This is a genomic window from Phocaeicola sp. ICN-14070 (assembly GCF_037892625.1).
Classification (GTDB): domain Bacteria; phylum Bacteroidota; class Bacteroidia; order Bacteroidales; family Bacteroidaceae; genus Phocaeicola; species Phocaeicola plebeius.
In genome coordinates this window covers 16,564-36,595 of the sequence record NZ_JBBKBF010000025.1, presented here as the reverse complement: position 1 = coordinate 36,595, position 20,032 = coordinate 16,564, and the positions used below count along the sequence as shown (strand labels likewise).

Genomic DNA, 20,032 nt, shown 5'->3' with positions numbered 1-20,032 from the left:
TTGCCGAGGCCCCGATTTATATCTTAGAGACGGGCAGCTACTTTCTGCCAGTCCACCAATGTCCAGAATGCTTCGATGAAGGCCGCCCGGCGGTTGCGGTAGTCAATGTAGTAGGCATGTTCCCACACGTCGATAACCAGTAACGGTTTCAGTCCCTTCTTGAGCGGATTTCCGGCGTTCGATTCGCTGACGATGGACAAATGTCCGTCTTTGTCACTCACCAGCCAGGTCCATCCCGAACCGAATAGCGTGGTGGCTGCCTGTGTAAACTTCTCTTTGAAAGTTTCTACCGAACCGAAATCGCGAGTCAACGCATCTGCTAAAGGTTGAGGTATTTCCGGCTGATGAGGAGTCAGTGTATCAAAGAAGAACGTATGGTTCCAGGTCTGGGCTGCATTGTTAAACATCGGCCCTTCCGCTTCCAGCAAGATTTGCTCCAGCGTTTTTTCTTCGTAAGGCGTACCGGCAATCAATTTGTTCAGGTTGTCTATGTACGTTTGCAAATGTTTTCCGTAATGATATTCCAGTGTTTCTTTGCTCATTTTCGGAGCCAGTGCTTCCAGTTGATAAGGAAGTTCAGGAAGTAAATGTTTCATTTTTTTCTTGATTTAAAGTTGATAAATTTCAATTCTGTTTCTATATAAACAAACAAATCGTTCGTAAAGTTGAAACTGCGGTACTAATTTAATATAAAAATCGGTGTTTTCATAGAAAATCTCTCCCTAAATTCCCTCTATACTGTGAGAAATCGTAATTTCGCTGACAGATTAGGTAGATTTCTATAATATTTTAAGGTTAAAAGTAACATGTGTGGAATTGTAGGATATATCGGAAAGCGAAAGGCTTGGCCGATATTGGTAGAAGGCCTGAAGCGCCTGGAGTATCGCGGATATGATAGTGCCGGAGCGGCCTTGATGAGCGACACTCATCAGTTGAATGTGTATAAATCCGTGGGAAAAGTAGCTGATTTGGAACGGACAGCCGAAGGGCAGGATGTGTCCGGTTACGTGGGAATTGCTCATACGCGTTGGGCCACCCATGGAGAGCCCAGTACGGTAAATGCTCATCCGCATTGCAGTCAGAATGGTGATTTGGCACTGGTACACAACGGGATTATTGAGAATTATGCCGTGCTGAAAGAAAAGCTGCAGGCCAAAGGCTGCACCTTTAAGAGCAGCACCGATACGGAAGTGCTGGTGCAGTTGATAGGCTATATCCAGCAGCAAGGCAACCTGGACTTGCTGACCGCTGTGCAGTTAGCTTTACGGGAAGTTATCGGTGCTTATGCCATTGCAGTAGTCGACCGTAAGCATCCCGACGAGATTATTGCTGCCCGCAAGAGTAGCCCGTTAGTCGTCGGAGTAGGCGAGGGAGAGTTCTTCTTGGCTTCTGATGCCACTCCCATGGTGACTTACACCAATCAGGTGGTGTATCTCTCTGACGGAGAAATAGCCGTACTACGGGCAGGTGCTCCCTTGAAGATTGTCGACTTGAATAATGTAGAATGCCCGCATGAGGCACAGACCGTAGCCCTTAATATCGGGCAGCTGGAAAAAGGAGGTTTCCCCCACTTCATGCTGAAAGAAATCTTCGACCAGCCCGACTGCATCAGCGACTGTATGCGTGGGCGCGTGAATACGGACACTTGTACGGTCACCCTTTCCGCCGTGTCCAACTACAAGGAACAACTGTTGCGTGCCGGACGCTTTATTATCGTAGCCTGCGGTACTTCCTGGCATGCCGGACTCATCGGCAAGCAACTGATTGAAAGCTTCTGCCGCATTCCGGTGGAAGTGGAATACGCCTCCGAGTTTCGTTACCGTAATCCGGTGATTCATCCTGATGACGTAGTCATCGCTATCTCCCAGAGCGGAGAAACTGCCGACACATTAGCTGCCATTGAACTGGCCAAGTCGCAGGGAGCCTTTATCTATGGTATCTGTAACGTCATCGGTTCTTCCATTGCCCGTGCTACGGATACCGGTTCCTATATCCATGTGGGTCCCGAAATCGGAGTGGCTTCTACGAAAGCCTTTACCGGACAGGTTACCGTGCTCACCCTGCTGGCTTTGGCGTTGGGACGAGAAAAAGGTACACTTTCGGAAGAAGAGTATCATCGGATAGTGAAAGAACTGGTTGCCGTCCCTGAAAAGATGCGGACCGTCCTGAAGCAGCATTCGTTCATTGCCGATTTTTCAAAGATGTTTACCTACGCCCGCAACTTCATTTATTTAGGTCGGGGATACGCCTTTCCGGTTGCCTTGGAAGGAGCCTTGAAGCTGAAAGAAATTTCGTACATCCATGCCGAAGGTTATCCGGCCGCCGAGATGAAACACGGCCCTATTGCTCTGATTGATGCCGAAATGCCGGTGGTCATCGTGGCCACACAGTCGCCCTTGTACGAAAAAGTGCTGAGCAACATTCAGGAAATCAAAGCCCGCAAGGGAAGAGTGGTAGCCGTAGTAACCGAAGGAGACACGGTTATCCGAAACTTGGCTGATTACAGCATCGAACTTCCCGCTACGCTGGAATGTCTGAATCCGTTAGTAGCTTCCATTCCGTTGCAGTTGTTGGCCTATTACATTGCAGTTTGCCGTGGAATGGATGTCGACCAGCCACGCAATCTGGCTAAGTCTGTAACGGTGGAATAACGTAAGTTTTTCACAGATACACTGAAATCCCTGTATTTCTGACGCCTTTGGTGAGAAATGCAGGGATTTTTACTCTTTATTGTCTCAGATTTGAAAACATAGTGTTGAAAAAGAGAAAACCGTAAGTAATTCATAATTAATGGTTGATAAGTAAGAAGAAAGCGTGCTGTTTTTCCTTTTTACAGATATTTTCTTTATCTTCAAAGGCAAAACCGCACGCTATGAATTACGAAACTTATCAAATCATGCTATATGTCCTGTCCTTCCTGGCAGTGATAGTCTTTGTAGCACTTTATTTTGTGAAGGCCGGGTACGGCATATTTCGTACCCGCTCCTGGGGATGGTCTGTGCCGAACAAAGTAGGCTGGATACTGATGGAAGCTCCTTCATTTGTGGTAATGGGGCTTTGGGCGTGGAAGGCAGGAGTAGAGGCGTATACTCCGCAGGCCGTATTTGTAGGACTGTTCATGCTGCATTATTTTCAACGTTCGTTTGTCTTTCCGTTGCTGATGAAAGGGAAGAGCCGGATGCCGCTGGCTATCATGGCGATGGGAATACTTTTCAATGTAATCAATGTGACCTTGTTGGCTGCCAGCTTTTTCAGTTGTGCATTGCCGGGGAAGTACGAACCGGCCACATTTTGGACAAATCCTTTACCTTGGATAGGAGCCGCGATATTTTTCATAGGAATGGCCATTAATCTGCATGCAGACCATGTAATCCGGAATTTACGGAAGCCGGGCGATACACGTCATTACCTGCCGGAGAAAGGTTTTTATCGCTATGTGACTTCAGCCAATTACTTTGGGGAGTTGGTGGAATGGACCGGATTTGCTTTGCTGACGGTTTCTCCTGCGGCTTGGGTGTTTGTGTGGTGGACAGCAGCCAATCTGGTGCCGCGTGCCGATGCCATTTACAAACGCTATTGTGAGGAGTTCGGAAAGCAGGCGGTAGGTAGCAGAAAAAGAATTATACCTTATATATATTAGGAAAAGGAGGAAAGATGGATTCACTTTTATTTACTCCGGTCACTTTGGGGCCGTTGACACTGCGTAACCGTAGTATTCGTTCGGCCGCATTTGAAAGCATGTGTCCGGGAAATGTGCCTTCACCGCAATTGCTGGATTATCACCGTTCGGTGGCTGCTGGTGGGGTGGGAATGACTACGGTGGCGTATGCAGCCGTAACGCGTAGTGGACTTTCATTTGACCGTCAGTTGTGGATGAGCCCGGAGATTGTGCCGGGACTGCGTGAGCTGACGGATGCGGTACATGTCGAAGGGGCTGCAGCAAGCATTCAACTGGGGCATTGTGGTAATATGTCGCATAAGAGTATTTGTGGATGCCTTCCGGTAGGAGCAAGCAGCGGATTCAATTTGTATTCACCGACTTTTGTGCGCGGATTGCGTGCCGATGAATTGCCGGAAATGGCGAAAGCTTACGGACGGTCTGTGTGTCTGGCGCGTGAAGCAGGATTTGATGCAGTGGAAATACATGCCGGGCATGGATACCTGATTAGTCAGTTTCTTTCCCCTTCTATCAATCATCGGAAGGATGAATTTGGCGGAACGTTAGCGAACCGCATGCGTTTCATGGAGATGGTGATGGAGGAAGTGATGAAAGCAGCGGGGAATGATATGGCTGTGCTGGTGAAAATGAATATGCGCGACGGTTTTCGGGGAGGTATGGAACTGGACGAGTCCTTACAGGTGGCACGGAAACTGCAGGAATTAGGAGCACATGCGCTGGTGTTGAGCGGCGGATTTGTCAGTAAGGCACCGATGTATGTGATGCGGGGCGAGATGCCTATCCGAACCATGACGCACTACATGACCTGTTGGTGGTTGAAGTATGGTGTGCGACTAGTAGGTAAATACATGATACCCTCTGTGCCTTTCCGTGAGGCTTATTTCCTGGAAGATGCCTTGAAGTTTCGGGAGGCACTGGATATACCGTTGGTGTATGTGGGAGGTCTGGTGTCGCGACAGAAAATAGAGGAGGTATTGAATCATGGCTTTGAAGCGGTACAGATGGGACGTGCGTTGCTGAATGAGCCTGACTTTGTGAATCGTATGCGACAGGAAGAGAATGCACGGTGCAATTGTCGTCACAGTAATTATTGCATTGCCCGTATGTACACGTTGGACATGGCTTGTCATCAGCATTTGCAGGAGGAACTGCCGCCTTGTCTGAAGAAAGAAATCGAACGAATTGAAAGCAAGGGATGAGATGGAGCGTAAATTAGCAGTGATTACAGGTGCCGACGGAGGAATGGGAACAGAGATTACCCGTGCGGTGGCGTTGGCTGGTTATCGGGTGATAATGGCCTGCTGTAACAAGGAAAAAGCTGAGGCTAAAAGAGAGTGGGTGGTGAAGGAAACGGGGAATCCGGAGGTGGAGGTCATGTATATTGATTTGGCTTCGTTGGCTTCTGTGGCTGACTTTGCGGAGCGACTCTGTGCCCGTGGGGAGAGACTGGCATTGCTGATGAACAATGCCGGGACGATGGAAACCGGTCGCAGACTGACGGAGGATGGACTGGAACGTACGGTGAGTGTGAATTATGTGGGGCCTTATCTGTTGACACGCAGGTTGCTTCCACTAGTGGGAGAGGGGAGCAGAGTAGTCAACATGGTGTCGTGTACGTATGCAATCGGCCGGCTGGATTTCCCGGATTTTTTCTTGCGCGGAAAGAAGGGGAGTTTCTGGCGAATTCCGGTTTATAGCAATACGAAATTAGCTTTGACACTTTTTACGCTTGAATTGGCAGCTCGTGTGAAGGAGAGAGGAATTGTGGTGAATGCGGCTGATCCGGGCATTGTTTCGACGGATATTATCACCATGCACATGTGGTTTGACCCTTTAACGGATATTTTCTTCCGGCCGTTTATCCGGACACCTCGTCAAGGGGCAGCCACGGCCATCGGTTTGCTGCTGGATGAAGAGGCAGGCAAGCGTACCGGTACATTGAATGTAAGCGGACATGCTGTAAGGTTATCCGGGAAGTATCTTCCTCATGTGCAACAGCAGGAGTTGTGGGAGCGTACAGAGGAGATTGTGAAGAAGTGGTTATAAGATGTATAAATGAAAACGGGCCGGCTTATCTGTGTGACAAGTCGGCCCGTATCGTTAAAGATTATGTATTATACCAAGTGAGCAATCAGTTCTTCACGGTCGCCTGCTAACAGGTCGATAACCGGAACTTCAATCATGGTGTAGCATCCCGGTTGCTGCTTCATAGAAGCACGAGCTACACAAACCAGTACCTGAGCTGTCAGAGCCGGGTTGTTGATCTTCATGTCAAATTCGAAGAGCTGGTTGTGAGTCTTACCTGATACACCTTTGCGAACCAGGTTTACACCGTGACCTACATCGTTCAGGTCGTCTACGCAAGGAACTTGGATAACGTGTGTTTCATCGTTTACAAAATAGGGGTCAGCTTTGATGGCTGCTTCTACTGTCTTGAAATCTGCACCTTCTTCCAGTTCTACATATACCATACGGCGGTGAATACCTGTTCCCATCGGAATAGTCATAGACAACGCATCTTTTACTCCGGCAATGGCGCGAACGGCTACAGAATGTCCCATGCTGCGGCCCGGACCGAAGTTAGTGTAAGTGATTCCTTTCGGAGCGATGGCTTCCAGCAGCGTGCGTACTACAGAGTCGCTTCCCGGATCCCATCCGGCAGAAATGATAGCTACTGCGTTGTGAGCTTTTGCTGTTTCACCCAAAGAACGGCGCAGGCTGGTAATCTGAGTGTGGATGTCGAAGCTGTCTACCGTGTTGATGCCTAATGCAAGGATTTCTTTTGCATATTGTTCTACGCTGCGGGTCGGAGTTGCCAGAATAGCTACATCTACATCTTTCAGTTCGCGAATATCTTTTACTACAGGATAATCGGCCAGTTCTGCAGGTTTGTTTTCTGCTCCATTACGGCGTACGATACCTGCTACTTCAAAATCAGGAGCTGCTTCAAGAGCTTCCAGTGTGAATTTTCCGATGTTTCCGTAACCTACTACGGCTGCTCTAATCTTTTTCATATTTCTTATTTGTTTTAAGTTGTTTCGTTTTAGTTGGCGCAAAAATACAGAATTAGAATCATTCCAAACAAGCAATAAAGCCACGAATTCCAAAAAAATCTGGCTGAACTTACAATTTATAACTTTCTTATCGTTATTTTTGTTCTCCATTTTATAAATTGTTAGAAAAACATGATTGAATATATCAAAGGAGAACTTGTGGATGCTACTCCGGCGTGGGTGGTTGTAGAGTGTAATGGATTAGGATATGGAATTAATGTGTCGCTGAACACTTACTCTGCCGTACAGGGAAAAAAGGAGGTCAAACTCTATATATATGAGGCCATCCGTGAAGATGCGTATGTGTTATATGGATTTGCCACCCGTCAGGAGAGGGAATTGTTTTTGTTGCTTATCAGTGTATCGGGCATTGGAGGAAATACGGCACGTATGATTTTGTCGGCACTTTCTCCTTCGGAATTGTGTAACGTGATTGGCAGTGGAAACGACAAACTGCTGAAGACCGTGAAGGGAATTGGCTTGAAAACGGCCCAGCGCATCATTGTGGAGCTGAAAGATAAGATTGCAGTGACAGGTATAGAGAGTGCGGCAACCGTCAAATCGGTGGCTGTAGCTGCCAATGCGGAAATATATGAAGAGGCAGTGGCTGCATTGACTATGTTGGGATTTGCACAGGCACCTTCTCAAAAGGTGACCGCGCAGATTCTCAAGGAGGAACCGGATGCACCTGTGGAAAAAGTGATTAAACTTGCTTTAAAGCGACTTTAAATCAGGATGTTATTGTTTGCCAGTACTTCCTTGGCTGTACTGTAGTACTTTCCTGGCAGTATTGGAGTACTCCCGCGGAAGTACTGAAGTACTGCTTAGGGAGTACTGAGCGGTGGGGTTGGTCTTCGCGTGAAAGGGCGCCGCACCCTCAAAGAGTGTTTCTTCTGTTTTGAAGCAATGCATTTTTTTTGTTCCTTTGTGAAGTTTATTGATTAAAAATTAAGTAGCATGACATTTGCGAGTATTGTATGGGATGTGGATCCGGTGCTGGTTCATTTGGGTTCGCTCGAAATCCGTTGGTACGGGCTGATGTGGGGGCTGGGATTTATTCTGGCTTACGAAATGGTCTCCCGTTTGTTTAAGAAGGAAGGGTATCCGGAAAACTGGGCTGACAAACTGTTTGTATATTGTATTGTCAGCAGTGTAATTGGAGCTCGTCTGGGGCACTGCCTGTTTTATGAATGGGATTATTATGGAGCGCATCCGGCAGAAATCCTGAAAATTTGGAAAGGCGGACTGGCCAGTCACGGAGGTGTATTTGCCTTGATACTGGCTTTAATCTGGTATTCTAAGACAGTGACGAAAAAAAACGTGTGGTGGTTGTTCGACCGTATGATACCTGCCGTAGCGGTGGTTTGTATGTGTATCCGTTTCGGTAACCTGATGAACTCCGAGATTTTCGGTTATCCTACAACTTTACCATGGGGATTTGAGTTTGTCCGCTCGCGTGAATGGCAGGAATTATACAATCAGAATGGAGTGGCGCAGGCTTGTCATCCTACTCAGATTTATGAAATGTTGTACTGTCTGGTAGCACTGGTCGTATCGTGGTTCATGTATCACAAGCTTCATTTAGGAAAACGAATCGGATTGACTACAGGCGTTTCTTTGTTAATCTTTTTCGGTGCTCGGTTCGGATTGGAATTCATGAAGAATCCACAGGTAGCTGAAGAAGTAGGCATGACATTGAACATCGGACAATGGTTGAGTGTGCCGTTGATATTGTTAGGTATATATCTGATTGCAACCAGCGGAAAAAGGAAAGAAGCCTTTTGAATCGGAATTTGTTAAGAGTTTGAAATGTAATATCTTATAAATGTTTCCTCTTGTTGTACTTTTGTTTCTTTGTAACAAAAATGCAACGGGAGGAAACATTTTTTATGCTTATGCTAAAAGATGAACGGTACATTTGCAATGTTGTTTTTGATAAGAAATCTTATTAGAAACTTGTATCTATGTGTTAAATGTTGAACTTAATTTTAATGTAACAATGGAAAGCATGAAAAGAACGTTCTTTCTTACGTGCCTGTTCTTGATGGCATGTTTGGGTATGCAAGCACAAAACTTGCAGGTGTCTGGAACTGTTATTTCCAAGTCTGATGATTTGCCAGTTATTGGGGCAACTGTATTGGAAAAGGGAACAACAAATGGTACAATTACCGATTTTGACGGTAAGTTTTCTCTCACAGTGAAGCAAGGGGCTGAAATTGTAGTTTCTTATGTAGGTTTTAAATCCCAAACTTTAAAGGCTAATTCGGTTTTAAATATTGTACTGGAAGAAGATTCTGAAATGCTGGAAGAGGTGGTTGTCACTGGTTATACAACTCAGCGTAAAGCCGATTTGACTGGTTCTGTGGCTGTGGTTTCTACCGATGCATTGAAAACGGCTCCGGACCCAGATCCGATGAAAGCTTTGCAGGGAAAAGTAGCTGGTATGACAGTTACGACCAACGGTTCGCCGAGTGGTACGGCTACGGTTCGTATTCGTGGTATCGGTTCTTTTAACTCTTCTCAGGATCCGCTTTATGTGATTGATGGTGTGCCTACTAACATGTCTTTAAATTCATTGAATGCCAATGATATTGAGAGTATGCAGGTATTGAAAGATGCGGCTTCCGCTTCTATCTATGGTTCACGAGCTTCTAATGGTGTAATCATCATTACTACTAAGAAAGGAAAGAAGGCAGACAAGGTGAAAATAGCTTTCTCTGCCAATCTGACTGCCCAGTTTTATTCTTCTCAGTCATTGATGAATGTTTGTAATTCATCGGAATATGCTACAGCCATGGCACAGGCCGCATTGAATGACGGATTGGATCCAGTGGCGTATACCAGCAACTATGGTCTGAACTTAAATGCAGCTTCAGGTACACCAATTACAGTTTGGAACCCGAGTACCAGCCAGTATGTGAATTATACCGTCAACGGATTGTATGACGGATACATCAACAGCAAGAAGACGATGCGTTATTCTGATACAGACTGGTTAGATGAAATTTCAAGAGTCGGTTTTTCTCAGAATTATGACCTTTCTCTTTCTCATGCGAATGACAAACATTCTACCATGTTCTCATTGGGTTACAAGAAAAACAACGGTATCTTGAAATATACAGATTTTGAGAATATCTCTGCCCGTATGAACTCTTCATACAATGTGAACAAGTATGTGACTATCGGTGAGAACTTCACAGTGACTTATTCAAGCCAGGTAGATTGCGCTCCGATGGAAAATGCATTGAAGATGGCTCCGACCGTACCGGTATATGAAGAAGATGGTACTACTTTTGCTGGTCCGGTAGGTGGTATGAGCGACCGTCAGAACCCGATGCGTGAGCTGTATCACAACAAAGACAATCATTTGGACTATTGGCGTTTGTTTGGTAACGGATATATAGATATTAAGCCTTTCAAAGGTTTTGTATTCCGTTCTAACTTCGGTATTGATACGTATAATTCAATCATTAATTCAATGACGCACACTTTCCATTCTGATATTGTCAACAATGATATCGCTAAGACTACCTTGTCAAATAAGAATGAAGTGAACTGGACATGGTCGAATACCATCAACTACAATTTCAATGTGGCGAAGAAACATGATTTCAATATTTTGTTGGGATCTGAATTGTCAAAGCAGAGTTCCATCGATTTTTCTGCTTATTCAGAAGGATATGCATTGGAAGATGTGGATTATATGTGGCCGAATGCTGCGACAGGCGTCATGAAGAATACCGGTGCAAAAGTTGGTTATCGTCTGGCTTCTTTCTTTGGTAAGATTGACTATAATTTTGACGACTTGGTGCTGGCTTCATTCACTATCCGTCAAGATGGTTCTTCTCGTTTTGGTAAAGGTCACCGTTGGGGTACTTTCCCAGCAGCTACATTGGGTTTGCGTGTGTCTAAATGGATAAAAGCAAGTTGGATGGATGACTGGAAAGTGAGATTGTCTTGGGGACAGACTGGTAACCAGGCAATTGATAATAATGCACAGTTTGGTTTGTATGTAGTGGATTACGGATTGGACCGTGTGACTTCTACCGCATACGACTTGTATCTTCAGGGCTCAGGAACCTTCCCTTCAGGATATCGTGCTACTCAGCTTGCCAATCCTAACTTGAAATGGGAATCTGCTACACAGTATAACGTGGGTACAGATTTTACACTCTTGAATGGTAGTTTGTATGGTACTATCGATGGATATGTGAAGAATGTCAGTGATATGTTGATTAATCCGGCTTACTTGGGTGCCATTGGTGAAGGAGGTGCTTCTTGGTTGAATGGTCCTTCTTTACGCAACTGGGGTATGGAATTCAACGTAGGATACCGTAAGTCACTGGCCTGTGGACTAGGTTTGGATATCAATGCCAATGTAGACTTCTTCCGTAACAAGGTTACTTATCTGCCGTCGACTACGACAGGAGCTTACGCCCATACTTCTAGAGAAAACTTGGTACAGTCAGGCATGCCTTATGGTTCTTCAGTAGGTTATATTGTAGAAGGCTTGTTCCAGACTCAAGAAGAAGTAGATAAATCCGGACAGGCTAATGCCCGTGTAGGTGGTTTAAAATATAAAGATGTAGATGGAAACGGAATCATTACTCAAGATGACCAAGAGTGGATTTATAATCCGGTTCCTGCTTTCTCTTATGGCTTGAACATTGCGTTGAACTACAAGAACTTCGATTTGACAATGTTCTGGCAGGGCGTTTGCAATCAGGATGTATATAACAACCAGAAAGCACAGACAGACTTCTGGAGTATTGTAGATGCTGGCTCTAACAAAGGAACCCGTTTACTGGGTGCTTGGAATACCAACAACACCAGCTCTACTATTCCGGCTTTGACTACCAATAACACTGCGGATGAAGGTAGAGCTTCTAGCTACTATGTAGAAAATGGTTCATACATGAAATTGCGTACCCTCCAATTGGGATACACAGTACCTGCTACTTTCTTGTCCAAGTTTAAGATGTCTAGCGCAAGAATCTATCTGTCAGGTCAAAACCTGCTGACTATTAAGAGCAAGAGTCTGACTTGTCCGGACCCGGAAAACCCGAACTGGAATTACCCGCTTGCAACTTCTGTATCATTTGGTTTACAAATTGGTTTCTAATTTAAAATAATGAATATGATGAAAAAATATATATTGCTGGCAGCTTGTGCACTGGGTTTGTCATTGAGTAGCTGTGAAGATTTTTTGAATTATACTCCGACTGCAGTAGTAAACGAAGATAAGGCCTTCTCTGATCCGGAGAAAATGGTGAATGCGGCTTACGCTATGTTGGGCGATTGTTGGTACACTTATCCGTTCAACTTGTTTCCTTATGGCGACGTGAGTTCGGATGACTGTCTGAAAGGTGGTTCAGGAACTACGGATACAGGTTATCATGCTTTTGATATTTGGACTACATTGACAGCTACCACTCCTGGTGAGATGGATGAATTGTGGTATCGTTTGTATGTAGCTATTTCCCGTTGTAACCGTGCATTGCTTGCGCTGGAACGTAATGGAGACCAGTTGGGCGAAGATGTGAAAACGCAGCGTGTAGCAGAAATGCGTTTCTTGCGTGGACATTTTTATTTTAAACTGCTGACGGTGTTCCGTCAGGTTCCTTGGATTGATGAACAAGTAGTGGAAGATAATTCGTATGAAAAGGTCAGCAATACAGCCTTGAATTACCAGCAGTTGTTCCAAAAAGTCATTGATGATTTCAAAGCAGCTTATGATGTTTTGCCGGTGAAAGAACCAGGTGAAGATGGTCGGGCTAATAAGATTGCAGCAGCTGCTTATTTGGCTAAATGTTATCTGACTTTAGCATGGGGAGACGGATATGAAGCTACTACTGGTGAGGGACATATCAACTCTGAATACATGCAGAAGGTGATTGATTATACGGATGATGTGATATCTTCTGGTTATGGATATTTGGAAGATTATGGAGATATTTTCTTGCCGGCCTACAAGAATAGCAAGGAGTCTGTCTTTGCAGTGCAGTGTTCTGACTATGAAGATGATAATACAACTTATGGACGTGCTAACTGGTCTAACATGCTGAATGGTTGCTGGCAGATGTGGTCTTGCGGATGGGATTTCCACAAACCTTCTCAAAATTTGGTGAACGCCTTCAAGACCAAGAACGGCCTTCCGATGTTTGATGATTATAACAACGAGATTGATTATCCGATTAATGGTCAGCCTACCAGCCAGAAATGGGATCCGCGTTTGTTCCATACCGTAGGTATGCCCACTTTCCCTTACAAGTATGAGGCTGAATATACGATGACTACTGCCAATTCACGTACACCGAATACGTATGGATACTATACTTCGTTGAAGGAAGTTCCTCAGCGTTCTGAAGGAGAGACCTATAATGGTTCATGGCAGGCTTTTGCAATGAATGATTATGTATTCCGTTACACAGACGTGATGTTGATGCGTGCGGAAGCATTGATTGAACAGAACAGACTGAGCGAAGCTGAGAAGATTGTGAATGATATCCGTGACCGTGCAGCTAAGTCAATTGACAAGCATATCAGCTATGCAAAAAATCAGTGTGATATTGCGCTTTATCCGGACAATTATTTTTCAACTAAGGAAATTGCCCGTAAGTGTTTGCGTTGGGAACGTCGTCTGGAAATGGCCATGGAAAATGGACGTTTCTTTGATTTGCGTCGTTGGGGAATTGCATCTAAGACATTGAACGCATATTTTGAGAGTGAACAGCATGATGTTTATGAAGGACAGACTTATGGGCAATATTATAAAGATGCTCATTTTACTGCAGGTAAGAATGAATTCTTTCCGATACCTTATAATCAGATGTATTATATCCCTGGGTTGTACACTCAGAATAAGGGGTATGAATAATAAGATAGATTTTCCTTTTTCTTCCTTATGTCAACAAGGAAGAAAAAGGAAATAACATAGCGATATATACTAAAAACATAATTTTATGAGAAAGTATGCATATACAATGAAAGTAACCCTATTGGGGCTTTTTTTAGGACTGACATCAGTGGTACAGGCTGATTCTTCATGGACAATTCGTCATTTGGTAAGTGAACAAAACATTGTTTCTTTGGATGTTACCGAAGATTATTTGCTTCTTCCCATACAAGATGATGCACCAGAAGGTAAAATTTGCATTGTAAAAGATAACGAACAGAAAGGTACTCTCATGAATGTACGTTTGGCTCGGGAGAGAGTGGATTCATACGTACCATTTGAGTTATCGGCTTATAAAGGGCAACATATTTCTATTGATATACAAGGTGTTCCTGCAAACGCGCTTTGCTGGAAGGAACTGAAAATGTCAGATTCATTTGACATGACGAACAAGGAAATGTTCCGTCCGGTTTATCACCATACTCCGGTATATGGTTGGATGAACGATCCAAACGGAATGTTTTATAAAGATGGGGTATATCATCTGTATTTCCAGTATAATCCGTATGGTTCGGTGTGGGGAAATATGCACTGGGGACATTCTACCAGTACAGATTTGATGCACTGGAATTTTGAAGGCTGCGCCATTGTACCAGATGCATGGGGAGCTATTTTTAGTGGTTCATGTGTGGTAGACCATAATAATACAGCCGGATTTGGTAAAGGAGCCGTTGTGGCTTTTTATACTTCTGCCAAGGCCACTCCTTGGGGAGATGTCCAGTCACAAAGTATGGCTTACAGTTTGGATAATGGAAAAACTTTCACCAAATATGAAGGTAATCCTATCCTGACTTCTTCTGAAAAAGATTTTCGTGACCCGAAGGTATTCTGGTATGCACCGGGCAAGCATTGGGTGATGATGTTGGCTGTAGGTCAGCACATGGAAATCTATTCTTCTGTTAACTTAAAGGAATGGAAGAAAGAGAGTGAATTTGGTGCTATGCAGGGGGCTCATGGTGGCGTTTGGGAATGTCCGGATTTGGTGGAAATCCCAGTAGAAGGTACTCGTGAGAAAAAATGGGTACTAATCTGTAACCTGAATCCTGGAGGTCCTTTTGGAGGTAGTGCTGCTCAGTATTTTGTGGGCTCATTCGATGGAAAGAAGTTTGTAAACGAATCGCCTACTCAGACAAAGTGGATGGACTGGGGAAAGGATAATTACGCTACTGTGACTTGGAACAATGCACCTGACGGACGTTGCATCGCATTGGGATGGATGAGTAACTGGCAGTATGCCAATAATGTTCCTACCCGCCAGTATCGTAGTGCCAATACACTTGCTCGTGATTTGACTCTTTATCGCGAGGGACAGGAGTTGTTTTTAAAGAGTACTCCTTCTGTGGAAGTGAAAAAAGCACGTGGTAAGAAAGTTTCAATACCTTCATTTAAGGTTTCCGAGAAGCATGAAATAGTAAATTTGTTCGAAGATAATCAAGGAGCCTATGAAGTAGAAATACTCATTCAGAATGCAGGCGCGTCAAAGATTGCTTTTTGCTTATTGAATGATAAGGGAGAGAAAGTCTCTATGTATTATGACTTGAATCGTAAACAGTTTGTGATGGATCGTAGCGAGAGCGGAACGGTGGATTTTAGCAAAGACTTTCCTGCGGTTACGGTCGCTCCGGCAAATGTTGACAAAGAGTTGGTTTTACGTTTGTTTGTCGATCGGTCAAGTATTGAAGCTTTTGGTGAGGATGGAAAATTTGTGATGACAAATTTGGTGTTCCCTTCACAGCCTTATGTGAAAATGTGCTTTGAAGCGGATAAGAACGGGTATGCAGTGAAAACATTGAATGTGTATACATTGCAGTAACCCCCTCCTCGCTAGTAAAAATGTTGCGTCCTGTAGAAATATTGTTGCATGAAACAATATTGTCATAGGATGCAACATTCTTTATGGCCTTATAGCTGTCAATCACTTACTTTTGCGATGAACAAATAAAAAATTTCATGCTAACATATTAATTAAAATGATGCTATGAAGGCCGAAAAAAAACAGTTTTCAAATCGTATGGGAGCTGCGGTGCTGCTGCTCGCTTGGGCTTGTGTAAATGGCTATGCACAAGAAAACAATTCATCAAATGAAGGTAGTTCTAAAGAAGAAGGTAACCGTAATGTAATGTTGAATGCCGCCAGTGCAAACGGACCTCGTGAAATTCAGATTGGTCTTCCTTCTGCAGATGTGAATGTGCTTGAAAATGGAATTCCGGTAACGTATGCTACGAATCCGCACAGTGTAAACTCTTTGTGGCGTGCAGATGCCAGCTTGAACCATGTAGGATTGTTGAAAATTTCAGAAACTGCCATTACAACCGGTAATATCGGATATGCAGTCAACTCTTTCACTCAGCTTGGTGAAAAAGGTTTTCATGGAACATTGAATTATAAGTCCAATCATTTCGGCATGCAGGAGTTCTCTCTGAATCTGAACGGAGAAATTGCTAACGATTGGTTCTATAGTGGAAGCATCTATCAGGATTTTGACCCGGGAACATTCAAAATTAAATCTACTCCTTTCCAGGATCGTACACAGATTTATAAGTTTGCCTTGACAAAACGCTATAACAATAACCGGGGTGAGTTTACGGCTATGTATCATTACAGCAACAGCCATCCGGTATATATGTATGCCACTCAGTCGGCTCCGTTTATTTACGTAGGCGATGGTAGCGTAAGAGAGTTGGGGGCTTTTGCTTTGGGTACTACTTCTTATCTTCCGGTTGACAATGAAATGGTATATCGCGACATGCGTACAGGAGAGTTGAAGAAAACAAGCTTGTATGATGCCGTACAGAATAAGGGTAGTGAGTTTACCTTGATGAATAATTACAACTGGGATAACGGTTTGTCTTGGAAAGTAATCATGAAATACGACCATGCGACCGGTTCTTGTGTGTACCAGACTCCGATGGAACTTTCACAGCGTGCAAACAGTGCTATTAATTATCAATATGAAGCAGAAGACGGTAGCATGAGAGCATACGATGGCGAATATGTACAGAGCCGTATGTCTTGCTTGAACCGTGGTTTCATTGATGAAGTAATGTTTACTACTGAGCTGTCTCGTAAATTGTCTAACGGTACATGGCGCCTGGGATTGAACGAATGGTATTATGATATTGATTATGCATCAAATACTACGATGTATGACCAGTCTGTACCGACTGACGGAAGCTATCCGGTCCGCCTTTATAATCCTGATTATAATGTAGCAGGAAGTGGACGTACCTATGGAGGAAATGGATATTACTATGACTTCAACAAGAATGCATCAGAATATTATAAAGGTCATGAAAACAAATTGGCTGTATATTTCACTCACGACTGGGATGTAACCGACAAATTTAACCTTTACTACGGTGCTCGTCTGGAATACCAAGCTCTTCGTGGAAACAATGCAGCGGTTAAAGATGCTGATGGCAATTTTGTAGGACGTTTTGCTGATTATTATCTGGGAGCTACTGCACCTAATGGAACAAAGATTGAACCGACTCCGATGGAGTATGACTGGTTTAATTACGCACTGAGTGCAGCCGCTACTTATAAGTTGACCAAACAGTTCGGATTTACTGGAGACTTTACTTACATTACCCAGCATCCGAGAATTGAGAACTTTGCTCCGGCTGTATTGCCGAATACCGATAAGATTTCAGTACCTCTGGGACGTGCCGGTATCTATTATAACAACGAATGGTTGAGCTTGACTTCATTGTTCTCTTATATCTCAAAGACCAACAACAACTCTACATTGAACTTGCAGCATAGCGTAAATGGAGTAAACGAAATCTTGGCTGCTCCGTTGAACTATGACATCAAGACATTGGGTTGGACTACTGACGTGGTAGCTCGTCCGTTTAAAGGTTTTGATTTGCACTTCCTCTTCACTTACCAGAAGCCGACTTACAAGAAATATGAAACTTCTGTGAAGTTCTCAGACGGTTATGTAGGTCAGATCAATGCCACTGGTAACATCGTAGCAGAAATCCCGCAGGTAATCGTGGAAATCGACCCGAGCTATATGATTACAAAAGATTTGAAAATCTGGACTAGCTTCCGTTACTTTAGCAAGACATACGCTAATATCAATGATGCCTATTATTTCAATGGCCGTTGGGAAACCTTTGGTGGTTTGAACTGGCAGGTAAACAAGAAACTGTCATTAGGCTGTTCAGTTGTTAACTTCCTGAACCAGACTGGTGCAAAAGGAAGTATCGCAGGTGCAGAACTCGTAACGAAGGAAGAAGCTGGAAAATATGCCAATACAGTAATGGCAGGAAGCTACATCCGTCCGTTCACAGTAGAACTCTCTGCACAGCTTAAATTCTGACATTCATTTTTCTATTCCGATAAATTCCCGGCACAACGAATCAATGGGTTGTGCCGGTTATAAAAAGTTTTCAATAGGTATTTTAAAAGAATAATTTGTATTTTTAATCCCATAAAACAACGTATCATGAAAAAGAATTTTGTTAACCTCGCATTAGGAGCGTTTTTCTTGACTGGTATGTGGGCATGCCAATCACAAAAAAATAACTTAGTATTTGAGCATCAGGGAGACACTTTGACTGTCGTACACATAAAGAATCCTTCTAAATATCTTTTGCTTCCTATTCAGGAATCATCTAATGAGGGAAAGGTGAAATTAGTGACCGGAAGTCCGGCTGATATGCCGATGGATGTACGTCTGGCAGTAGACAGCGTAGAGTATTACGTACCGTTTGAATTGCCTCAAGGAGCTAAGGAAGCCACTGTTACCATTGGAAAGGTGGCTGCAAACGCTGTATGCTGGGAGCATATTCAGTTGTCGGATACTTTTAATACGGCAAATACGGACTATTATCGTCCGGTATATCACCATACACCGCTTTATGGCTGGATGAACGATGCCAACGGACTGGTGTATAAAGATGGAGAGTATCATTTGTATTTCCAGTATAATCCTTATGGTTCCAAGTGGGGAAATATGCACTGGGGACATTCAGTTAGTAAGGACTTGATTCATTGGGACCATTTGAATCCTGCTATCGCACGTGACACATTGGGCCACATTTTCTCAGGAAGTACAGTGGTAGACAAGAATAATAGCGCAGGCTACGGAAAAGATGCCATTATCGCTTTCTACACATCTGCCAGCGATGAACACGGACAGATTCAGTGTATGGCTTATAGCAAAGACAATGGACGTACTTATACAAAATACGAGAAAAATCCGATTTTGACTCCGTTTGACGGACTGAAAGATTTCCGCGATCCGAAAGTGTTCTGGTATGAACCAGCTCAGAAATGGTATATGATTGTTTCTGCGGACAAGGAAATGCGTTTCTACTCTTCTTCTAACTTGAAGGACTGGGAATATCAGAGCGGATTTGGTAAAGGTTATGGTGTACAGCCTAATCAGTTTGAGTGTCCTGACTTTATCCAGTTGCCGGTTGATGGTGACAAGAACAATATGAAATGGGTGATGATTGTAAATATCAACCCGGGTTGTATGTTCGGTGGTAGTGCTACAGAATATTTCGTAGGTGATTTTGATGGAAAAGAATTCAAATGTGACACGAAACCGGAAGTAACTAAATGGTTGGATTTTGGTAAAGACCACTATGCTACTGTTTGTTTCTCAAATACTGGAGACCGCGTGGTTGCAGTGCCTTGGATGAGCAACTGGCAATATGCAAATGTAACTCCTATCCGTCAGTATCGTGGAGCAAATGCCTTGCCGCGTGAATTGTCATTGTACACAAAAGATGGTCAGATTTACATGGCAGCCAATGCTGTAAAGGAAACAGCAGGCTTGCGTAAAGAAACACGTACCATTGACAATCAGACTGTGAAAGGTGAAAGCAAGACTGACGAAATCTTCCCGCAGAATGAGGGTGCTTTTGAAATTGAAATGGATGTAACTCCGGGTGCATCTACTGTAGCTGGAATGGAACTGCTGAATGACAAGGGTGAAAAGACCAAGATTTACTTGGATATGAAAGCCGGTAAACTGGTGATGGATCGTACAGAAAGTGGGTTGGTTGCTTTTGGTGAAAAAGCAGAACCTCATGCCATCGAAAATCATGACCGTCGTAAAACGACTTCTATCAACTATAAGAATGATTTTGCATTAGGCACATGGGCTCCTCTTTCATTGTGTGAAGGAAAAACTTATCATTTGCAGATTTTTGTAGACAAGTGCTCTGTAGAAATCTTTGCTAATGGAGGTCGTATTGCCATGACCAACTTAGTATTCCCTACCAAACCTTATAACTCTATTCGTCTTTACAGTGAAGGTGGTGATTATAAGGTAGAGAATATGAAGATACATAAATTGGGGTTGTAATTTATTAAAAAACCAGACAG

13 protein-coding genes are annotated in these 20,032 nt (G+C 43.8%); 11 read left to right on the top strand and 2 right to left on the bottom strand.

What is annotated here, in order from left to right; translation table 11 throughout:
• Positions 1-23: 23 nt before the first annotated feature.
• On the bottom strand, positions 24-596 hold the full coding sequence (locus WKT20_RS08765; RefSeq protein ID WP_118338000.1) for a superoxide dismutase: 573 nt from the start codon (positions 594-596) through the stop codon (positions 24-26).
• A 210-nt stretch (positions 597-806) separates the two neighbouring features.
• Between WKT20_RS08765 and glmS the strand changes: the two genes are divergently transcribed.
• The 4 genes from glmS to WKT20_RS08745 all read left to right on the top strand — a co-directional run bounded on the left by glmS (position 807) and on the right by WKT20_RS08745 (position 5,725).
• Complete coding sequence (gene glmS, locus WKT20_RS08760; RefSeq protein ID WP_118338001.1) at positions 807-2,651, top strand: glutamine--fructose-6-phosphate transaminase (isomerizing); 1,845 nt, start codon at positions 807-809, stop codon at positions 2,649-2,651.
• Between the two features lie 221 nt (positions 2,652-2,872).
• Positions 2,873-3,640 (top strand): DUF1295 domain-containing protein, encoded by a 768-nt coding sequence (locus WKT20_RS08755; protein ID WP_117702545.1) that lies wholly within the window; start codon positions 2,873-2,875, stop codon positions 3,638-3,640.
• A 14-nt stretch (positions 3,641-3,654) separates the two neighbouring features.
• On the top strand, positions 3,655-4,878 hold the full coding sequence (locus WKT20_RS08750; RefSeq protein WP_118338002.1) for an NADH:flavin oxidoreductase: 1,224 nt from the start codon (positions 3,655-3,657) through the stop codon (positions 4,876-4,878).
• Position 4,879: 1 nt separating this feature from the next.
• Positions 4,880-5,725 carry an SDR family oxidoreductase gene (locus WKT20_RS08745; RefSeq protein ID WP_117747593.1) on the top strand — a complete coding sequence of 282 codons (846 nt, stop codon included), beginning with the start codon at positions 4,880-4,882 and terminating at the stop codon, positions 5,723-5,725.
• 68 nt (positions 5,726-5,793) lie between these two features.
• Here the strand turns inward: WKT20_RS08745 and WKT20_RS08740 are convergent, their stop codons facing one another.
• Complete coding sequence (locus tag WKT20_RS08740) at positions 5,794-6,693, bottom strand: diaminopimelate dehydrogenase (RefSeq protein WP_117702572.1); 900 nt, start codon at positions 6,691-6,693, stop codon at positions 5,794-5,796.
• Between the two features lie 171 nt (positions 6,694-6,864).
• Here WKT20_RS08740 and ruvA point away from each other — a divergent pair, with 171 nt between their 5' ends.
• The 7 genes from ruvA (at position 6,865) to WKT20_RS08705 (ending at position 20,012) form a co-directional block, all read left to right on the top strand.
• A complete protein-coding gene (gene ruvA / locus WKT20_RS08735; RefSeq protein WP_117747568.1) occupies positions 6,865-7,461 on the top strand; it encodes a Holliday junction branch migration protein RuvA in 597 nt (198 codons plus the stop codon).
• Between the two features lie 228 nt (positions 7,462-7,689).
• Complete coding sequence (lgt, locus tag WKT20_RS08730; protein WP_118162810.1) at positions 7,690-8,517, top strand: prolipoprotein diacylglyceryl transferase; 828 nt, start codon at positions 7,690-7,692, stop codon at positions 8,515-8,517.
• A 214-nt stretch (positions 8,518-8,731) separates the two neighbouring features.
• On the top strand, positions 8,732-11,854 hold the full coding sequence (locus tag WKT20_RS08725; RefSeq protein WP_118162812.1) for a SusC/RagA family TonB-linked outer membrane protein: 3,123 nt from the start codon (positions 8,732-8,734) through the stop codon (positions 11,852-11,854).
• 15 nt (positions 11,855-11,869) lie between these two features.
• Positions 11,870-13,609, top strand: coding sequence for a RagB/SusD family nutrient uptake outer membrane protein (locus WKT20_RS08720; protein WP_117702573.1), 1,740 nt, complete (start codon positions 11,870-11,872; stop codon positions 13,607-13,609).
• A gap of 85 nt (positions 13,610-13,694) precedes the next feature.
• Positions 13,695-15,500, top strand: coding sequence for a DUF4980 domain-containing protein (locus WKT20_RS08715; protein ID WP_117747570.1), 1,806 nt, complete (start codon positions 13,695-13,697; stop codon positions 15,498-15,500).
• A 165-nt stretch (positions 15,501-15,665) separates the two neighbouring features.
• A complete protein-coding gene (locus WKT20_RS08710) occupies positions 15,666-18,014 on the top strand; it encodes a TonB-dependent receptor (RefSeq protein WP_340417230.1) in 2,349 nt (782 codons plus the stop codon).
• A 126-nt stretch (positions 18,015-18,140) separates the two neighbouring features.
• On the top strand, positions 18,141-20,012 hold the full coding sequence (locus tag WKT20_RS08705; RefSeq protein WP_340417229.1) for a GH32 C-terminal domain-containing protein: 1,872 nt from the start codon (positions 18,141-18,143) through the stop codon (positions 20,010-20,012).
• Positions 20,013-20,032: the final 20 nt, after the last annotated feature.

Bases quoted from the DNA above. Each gene is read 5' to 3' on its own strand.
- WKT20_RS08765 (WP_118338000.1), bottom strand. From the start codon at position 596: ATGAAACATTTACTTCCTGAACTTCCTTATCAACTGGAAGCACTGGCT.
- glmS (WP_118338001.1), top strand. From the start codon at position 807: ATGTGTGGAATTGTAGGATATATCGGAAAGCGAAAGGCTTGGCCGATA.
- WKT20_RS08755 (WP_117702545.1), top strand. From the start codon at position 2,873: ATGAATTACGAAACTTATCAAATCATGCTATATGTCCTGTCCTTCCTG.
- WKT20_RS08750 (WP_118338002.1), top strand. From the start codon at position 3,655: ATGGATTCACTTTTATTTACTCCGGTCACTTTGGGGCCGTTGACACTG.
- WKT20_RS08745 (WP_117747593.1), top strand. From the start codon at position 4,880: ATGGAGCGTAAATTAGCAGTGATTACAGGTGCCGACGGAGGAATGGGA.
- WKT20_RS08740 (WP_117702572.1), bottom strand. From the start codon at position 6,693: ATGAAAAAGATTAGAGCAGCCGTAGTAGGTTACGGAAACATCGGAAAA.
- ruvA (WP_117747568.1), top strand. From the start codon at position 6,865: ATGATTGAATATATCAAAGGAGAACTTGTGGATGCTACTCCGGCGTGG.
- lgt (WP_118162810.1), top strand. From the start codon at position 7,690: ATGACATTTGCGAGTATTGTATGGGATGTGGATCCGGTGCTGGTTCAT.
- WKT20_RS08725 (WP_118162812.1), top strand. From the start codon at position 8,732: ATGGAAAGCATGAAAAGAACGTTCTTTCTTACGTGCCTGTTCTTGATG.
- WKT20_RS08720 (WP_117702573.1), top strand. From the start codon at position 11,870: ATGATGAAAAAATATATATTGCTGGCAGCTTGTGCACTGGGTTTGTCA.
- WKT20_RS08715 (WP_117747570.1), top strand. From the start codon at position 13,695: ATGAGAAAGTATGCATATACAATGAAAGTAACCCTATTGGGGCTTTTT.
- WKT20_RS08710 (WP_340417230.1), top strand. From the start codon at position 15,666: ATGAAGGCCGAAAAAAAACAGTTTTCAAATCGTATGGGAGCTGCGGTG.
- WKT20_RS08705 (WP_340417229.1), top strand. From the start codon at position 18,141: ATGAAAAAGAATTTTGTTAACCTCGCATTAGGAGCGTTTTTCTTGACT.